This is a genomic window from Pseudonocardia sp. KRD291, assembly GCF_019263595.1.
Classification (GTDB): Bacteria; Actinomycetota; Actinomycetes; order Mycobacteriales; family Pseudonocardiaceae; genus Pseudonocardia.
Genome location: NZ_JADQDD010000311.1, coordinates 1 through 6,780 on the forward strand (window position 1 = coordinate 1; position 6,780 = coordinate 6,780).

The window sequence follows — 6,780 nt, forward strand, 5'->3', positions numbered from 1 at the left end:
GTTTTGGGGAGGGTTTTGGCGATGATCACCGACTTCGGGACCTTGTAGCCGTCGAGGCGTTGTCTCAGTGCTGTCCGGAGTGCGTCCGGGTCGATCGTCGCGCCTTGCTTCGGGACGACGACGGCGGTGACCGCTTCGCTCCAGCGCTCGTGCGGCAGCCCGATCACGACCACCTCGGCGACGTTCGGATCGACCGCGTGCACGGCCTTCTCCACCTCGATCGACGCCACGTTCTCGCCGCCGGTCTTGATCACGTCCTTGTACCGGTCGGAGAACCAGAGCACGCCGTCGTCGCCGAAGCGCCCGACGTCGCCGGAGTGGAACCAGCCGTGCGCGAACGCGACCTCGGTCGCCTCGGCGTTGTGCAGGTACTCGGTCATCGTCGACGGGCCGCGGTAGACGATCTCGCCCTGCTCCCCGGTCGGCAGCAGGTCGCCGTCCGGCCCCATGATCGCGACCTGGACGCCGACCATCGGCGTGCCGACCGCACCGATGTGCGAGAGCTGGTGCTCCGGGCGGAACAGCGTCGTACAGGGGCTCATCTCGGTCTGCCCGAACAGCAGCGCGAAGTCGCAGGCATAGCCGTCCAGGCAGGCCCGGATCAGCGCGTCCGGCATCGGCGCCATCGCGTAGACGGCGCGGCGCAGGCTCGTCAGGTCCCGGGAGGCGAACGAGGGGTCCTCCAGGGCGGCCCGGTACATCATCGGCAGCCCGAAGACCTGGGTGATCGCCTCCCGCTCGACCGTGTCCAGGAACGCGCCCGGCTCGAACGCGCGCACGGCGTGGATCGTGGCGCCGACCAGGATCGCCGGGGTGCAGAACGCGTTGAGCTGGGCCGTGTGGAACATCGGCATCATGGCCAGGAACCGGTCGGAGGCGTTCCAGCCCGAGTCCAGCGCCGCCGACATCGACTCCATCGTGATCGCCAGGTGCGAGGCGACCACGCCCTTCGGGAACGACGTGGTGCCCGAGGTGTAGAGGTAGGTCAGCGCGTCGCGGTCCTCGACGACCACGCGCGGCACGGTGTCGTCGTCGGCGGGCAGCGCGTCGAGCGTGCTCCAGGTGCGGTCGGCGGGCTCGGCCTCGTAGTCGACGCCCAGCCCCGGTGCGACGATCACGTCCGCGACGTCGGACGCCTTCGTGATGGCCCCGGTCAGACCGTCGACGAGCTGCGACTCCACGACGATCCCGCGCGAGCGGGAGTGGCCGAGCACGTAGGCGACCTCCTCGGGCTTCCACCCCAGGTTCACCGGCACGCACACCACGCCCAGCTTCGCGCACGCGTAGTAGACGGCCAGGAACTCCGCGCTGTTGCCCGCGGCCAGCGCCAGCGCGTCGCCACGGACGTAGCCGCGCGCGGCCAGCCCGTGCGCGAGCCGATTGGTCCACGACTCCAGCTCGGCGTAGGTCCAGCGCCGCTGACCGTCGACGACCGCGACCTGCGACGGCCGCGCCGCCGCACTGCGCGTCAACGTGTCGCCCACGTTGACCCGCTGGATCAGGTTCCGGTCCAACTCCATCGTCCGACCTCCTCGACACTCACTCGCGTTGTGGAGCCATGACGCTGCCCGGAGGGCTCCTGAACCGCGTCATGGCTCCACAACGCGGAGTGGGTGAGGGTGTGGGTGGCGGTGTCAGTAGGAGCGTGGCAGGCCCAGGGAGTGCTGGGCGACGAAGTTCAGGATCATCTCGCGGTTGACCGGGGCGATGCGCAGCAGCCGGGCCAGGCCCCAGTACGGGAGCAGGCCGTACTCGCTGGCGACGCCGTTGCCGCCGTGGGTCTGCATCGCCGCGTCGATCGCGGCCAGCGCCGCCTCCGCCGCGGCGTACTTCGCCATGTTCGACGCCTCGCCGGCCGGCAGCCCGCGGTCGTGCAGCCACGCCGCCTTCTGCGTCATCAGCGCGGCCAGCTCGGTCTCGATCTTCGCCTTGGCCAGCGGGTGCGAGACGCCCTGGTGCGCGCCGATCGGGGTGTCCCAGACCGTGCGGTCGTTGGCGTAGGCCGAGGCCCGGTCCAGCGCGTAGCGGGCGATCCCGACGCACAGCGCCGCGCCGGTGATCCGCTCCGGGTTGAGCCCGCGGAACACCTGCCGCAGGCCCTCGCCCTCGGCGCCGACCATGTTCTCCCCCGGCACCCGGACCTCGTCGAAGTGCAGCGTGTACTGCTTCTCCGGGAGCATCACGTCCACCGGCAGCGGGGTCTTCACCAGGCCCGGCGCGTCGGTCGGGACCAGGAACAGCGACAGCCGTCCCCTGCCGTTGTCGTCGCGGCCGGTGCGCGCGACGACCAGCAGCGCCACCGCCTCCTCGACGCCGGAGATGTAGTACTTCGTACCGCGCAGCACCCAGTCGTCGCCGTCCCGGACGGCGGTGGTGGACAGCTTGTGGGTGTTCGACCCGGCGTCCGGCTCGGTGATCGCGAAGACGACCTTGACGCTGCCGTCGGCCATACCCGGGAGCCACTGCCTGCGCTGGGCGTCGGTGCCGAACTCGCCGACCACCTCGGCCGAGATGGCCGCCGAGACCAGCAGCAGCAGGATCGGGGTGCCCTTCGCCGCGATCTCCTCGCAGACGATCGCGAGCTCGACCAGCCCGCCGCCCCCGCCGCCGTGCTCCTCGGCGACGTTGACGCCCAGGAAGCCGGCGTCGCCGAGCGCGGACCACAGCTCGTGCTGCGGTTCACGGTTGCGCGCGTGCTCGGCGTAGTACTCGCCGCCGAACCGCGACGCGATCGCTCCGACCGCGGCCCGCAGGTCGCTCGCCTCATCGGTCTCGGAGAAGTCCACCCGCGACCACACCCCGCTTCTGTTCGACGTCGACCGGCTCTGGCAGTGATTCGCCGTTCACCCGTGGCGGAGGTTACCGCGCGGCTGCCATGCTGAGAAGATGGTCACCGGAATCCCGCGGACACAGGACGCCGCCACGTCCCCCCGGCGGCGGCGCGACCCCGGCCGCCGCGAGCGGATCCTGACCGCCGCCGCCCGGCTCGCCGCGCACCGCGGCTTCCACACCGTCGGGATGGCCGACATCGGCGCCGAGGCCGGCATCGTCGGCTCCGGCATCTATCGTCACTTCGACTCGAAGGACGCCATCCTGGTCGCACTGCTGGACCGCGTGATGACCCGGCTGGAGCACGGTTCGCGCGAGGTGCTGGCCCGCGCCGGTACCGACCGCGAGACCCTGTCGGCACTGGTCAGGGACCACATCCGTGTGGCCGTCGAGGACCGCAGCGTGCTCGCGGTCTACCACCGCGAGGTGCACACGCTGCCCGAGGAGGACCGGCGCAGGCTGCGCCGCAGCCAGCGGCACTACCTGGAGGACTGGGTGCACGTACTGGCCCCGCTGCGCCGCGACCTGTCCGACGGGGAGCTGCGCCTGGCCGTGCACGCCGCGATCGGGGCCATCCAGTCCACCCTGTTCTACCGCAGCGGCCTCGCCGCCGACCGCCTCGGCGAGCTCCTCGACGCGTGCGCGCACGCCTGCCTGGGGGTCGAACCGGCGGCGCCGCCGACGCTCACCGATGTGAATCACGGGTGACTCGACCCTTGCCGACGTGGCCGCCGTCACGTCATGCTGCCCCCAGGCGTGGAGGACGGCGAAGGGGCTGACCGGCGATGAGCGTGACCGAGCACGACACGACCGCGGACACGAGCGGGCACCCGAGCGGCCTGCCGCACCACCCGCAGGGCACCGCGCTGCCGGACGCGTCGGCGATCGACGTGGAGACGCTGCGCGGGCGGCGCGCGACGAACCGCTGGGAGCGGACGTCGGTCGGCGACGTGTTCGAGCGCCTGACCTGGGCCCGGCCCGACGAGCCCGTACTCACCGGGTGCGCGGGCGCCTACGGTGACGACCGGTTCGCCGCCGTCACCCCGAAGCAGGCCGACGCGGTCGCGAACCGGCTCGCGCACGCGCTGGCCGCCGCGGGACTCGTCCCCGCCGCCCGTGTCGTCCTGATCTGCGAGAACTCCGTCGAGGCGTTCCTGGCCAAGATCGGGATCGCGAAGGCCGGCATGGTCGCGGTGCCGTTGAACCCCAACCTGGCCCCGGACGTCCTCGAGCACATCCTGCGCCTGACCGCGCCGGGCCTCGCGATCGTCGACTCCGAGCTGTGGCCGCGCGTCGAGGCCGCGTTCACCGCGACCGGCACGGTCGTCGGCGCCACGATCACGGTGGGCGGCGGGCCGGTCGCCGGCAGCGTCTCCTTCGCCGAGCTGATCGAGCCGCACCCGGACACCGAGCCGGACGTCGAGATCCACGGCGACGACATCTGGGAGCTGCTGTTCACCTCCGGCACCACCGCGATGCCCAAGGGCGTGATGATCTCGCACGGCAGCACGCACCTGGCCGGGATGAACTTCGCGCTCGCGCTGAGCCGCGGCCTGCGCCACGAGAGCGACCTGCGCGTCGCCACCTACCTGCCGATGATCTACCACATCGGTGACCAGCTGTTCCCGTTCGGCGCGCTGCTGGCAGGCGGGTCGTTCGTGCTGGGCCGCGGCCCGGCGCCGGGGCCGGTCGCCGACGCGATCGCCGGGCACCGGGCGACCGCGCTGTGGGCGGGGTCGCCGCAGTTCGTCACCGCCCTGACCGCCGAGCTGGAGTCGCGCCCGGAGCTCGACATCGGCGCGCTGACCACGCTCGTCTACGGCTGGGGTGCGCTCTCGCCCGGCCTGCTGGACCGGCTCGACACCCGGGCCGGCCGGGAGATCGTCACGCTCGGCATCTTCGGCCAGACCGAGGCGATCGCGTGTCACCGGTTCTGGCCGACCCGCTGGCCGGACGTGCACCGGGCGACCTCCCCCTCGATGAACTACGTCGGCGTGCCCAGCGGGCTGCTCGGCTCGGACGTCGTCGACGAGGCCGGCGACCCGGTGCGCGGCGCGGCGGGCGAGGCCGTCTACCGCTCCCCGATCATGACCGCCGGCTACTACCGCGACGTCGCGGCCACCCGGGAGGCGTTCCGCGGCGGCTGGTTCCACTCCGGGGACTCCGCGCTGGTCGACGAGGCGGGCCTGCGGATCATGGTCGACCGCTACAAGGACATCGTGAAGTCCGGCGGCGAGAACGTGTCCAGCATGCGGGTCGAGGCCGTGCTGTACGAGCACCCCGCGGTACTGCGCGCGGCCGTGATCGGGCTGGCGCACGAGCGGTGGGGCGAGGCCGTCACCGCGGTCGTCGTGCCGCGCGAGGGTGCCGCGCCCACCGCGGAGGAGCTGATCGCGTTCTGCAAGGGCCGTCTCGGCGGCTACGAGACCCCGAAGGCGATCGTGTTCGCCGACGCGTTGCCCGAGACCGTCGGCGGGAAGGTGCTCAAGTACCGGCTGCGCACCGCGCACGCGGATCTCTACCGCGAGAGCTGACACGCGCCACGCGGGCCGGGTCGATCATCGTCGGGCCGGCCCCGGCTACCGTCGGTGCCGACGGGCGCGCGGCTGCTCCGTCGCGGCCGCTGCGCTACCGCTGCGGGCGCCGGAACAGGCGGAGGGCGTGGCGAGTGCGGGGACCGAACGAGCCGATGCGTCCCGTCCCCGCCCGGCGGCCCCGTGCCGGATGGCCCGCCGCTGCGCCGCCGCCCACCGCTGCGCCGCCGCGCGCCGCTGCGCCGCCGCGCCGCCACGGCCGCCGGGCGCGGGTGGCCCGGACGGTGCTGGCGCTGTTCTCGGCCATAACGCTGTTCGTCGCCGGCTACGCCTGGACCGTCTACCGGCACCTGGACGGCGGGCTGGTCACCAGTGACGTGCTGACCGGGCCCCGTTCGGCCGACGGCGCGACCGACATCCTGCTGGTCGGGCTGGACAGCCGCACCGACGCCCAGGGCGACCCCCTGCCCCGCGAGGTGCTCGACGCGCTCAACGCAGGCGACTCGGACGGCGAGTCCAACACCGACACGATGATCGTGCTGCGGGTGCCGGACGACTCGTCGCGCCCGACGACGGCGATGTCGGTCCCGCGTGACTCCTACGTCGCGATTCCGGGGTTCGGCAAGCACAAGATCAACTCTGCGTACGCACGCGCCGCCGCGGCCGAGCGGACGAGCGCGTCCGCGCAGGGCGTCGTCGAGCCGGAGCTGACCCGGCGGGCCGACCTGGCCGGGCGGCGGGTCCTGGCGCAGACGATCGAGCAGCTCACCGGGGCCTCGGTCGACCACTACGCCGAGGTCAACCTGGCCGGCTTCGCCGAGATCACCTCGGCCGTCGGCGGCGTCCCGGTGTGCCTGACCGCCCCGGTCGACGACTCCTACTCCGGTGCCCGCTTCGCCGCCGGCCCGCAGCGGCTGGAGGGCGCGCCCGCGCTGGCGTTCGTCCGCCAGCGCCACGGCCTGCCCCGCGGCGACCTGGACCGGGTGGTGCGCCAGCAGGCCTTCCTGGCCAGCCTCGCGCACCAGACCCTGTCCGCCGGCACACTCGCCGACCCGGTGGCGCTGACCGGGCTGCTCGACACCGTCAGCCGCTACGTCGTCATCGACCCGGGCTGGGACCTGCTCGCCTTCGCCGCCCAGGCCCAGGGGCTGACCGGCGGGAACCTCCAGTTCCGGACGATGCCCACCGTGCGCTCGGACCTCTCGACGCCCTCGGACGGGGACGCGGTACAGGTCGACCCCGCGCTGGTGCGGGCGTTCTTCGCCGGGCTCTCCGCCCCGGCGCCCGCGGACCCCGTGCCGGACCCGGCCGCCGCACCCCCGCCCGCATCCGCGCCGGGCCCGGTGACCGTCGACGGCCGCAACGGCACCGACAGGTCCGGGCTGGCCGCGGGCGTGCAGGACGTCCTCGACGACGA

Annotated in this window: 5 protein-coding genes; 3 read left to right on the forward strand and 2 right to left on the reverse strand. The window is 73.2% G+C overall.

Annotated features, from left to right (window positions below; genetic code table 11):
- Positions 1-1,520: AMP-binding protein (locus I4I78_RS28050; RefSeq protein ID WP_218614510.1), on the reverse strand; the 1,520-nt coding region annotated here is incomplete at its 3' end.
- A gap of 114 nt (positions 1,521-1,634) precedes the next feature.
- Positions 1,635-2,786, reverse strand: a complete 1,152-nt coding sequence (locus tag I4I78_RS28055; protein ID WP_218614511.1) for an acyl-CoA dehydrogenase family protein — start codon at positions 2,784-2,786, stop codon at positions 1,635-1,637.
- 100 nt (positions 2,787-2,886) lie between these two features.
- On the opposite strand from I4I78_RS28055, the gene I4I78_RS28060 reads away from it, so the two are divergent.
- The 3 genes from I4I78_RS28060 to I4I78_RS28070 form a co-directional block, all read left to right on the forward strand.
- Positions 2,887-3,537: a TetR/AcrR family transcriptional regulator gene (locus tag I4I78_RS28060; RefSeq protein ID WP_218614512.1), complete on the forward strand. Its 651-nt coding sequence runs from the start codon at positions 2,887-2,889 to the stop codon at positions 3,535-3,537.
- Positions 3,538-3,614: 77 nt separating this feature from the next.
- On the forward strand, positions 3,615-5,363 hold the full coding sequence (locus tag I4I78_RS28065; RefSeq protein WP_218614513.1) for a class I adenylate-forming enzyme family protein: 1,749 nt from the start codon (positions 3,615-3,617) through the stop codon (positions 5,361-5,363).
- Between the two features lie 155 nt (positions 5,364-5,518).
- The coding region (locus I4I78_RS28070; RefSeq protein ID WP_218614514.1) for an LCP family protein at positions 5,519-6,780 on the forward strand (1,262 nt) is incomplete at its 3' end.

Coding starts and splice junctions, on each gene's coding strand:
- I4I78_RS28060 (WP_218614512.1), top strand. CDS start 2,887: ATGGTCACCGGAATCCCGCGGACACAGGACGCCGCCACGTCCCCCCGG.
- I4I78_RS28065 (WP_218614513.1), top strand. CDS start 3,615: ATGAGCGTGACCGAGCACGACACGACCGCGGACACGAGCGGGCACCCG.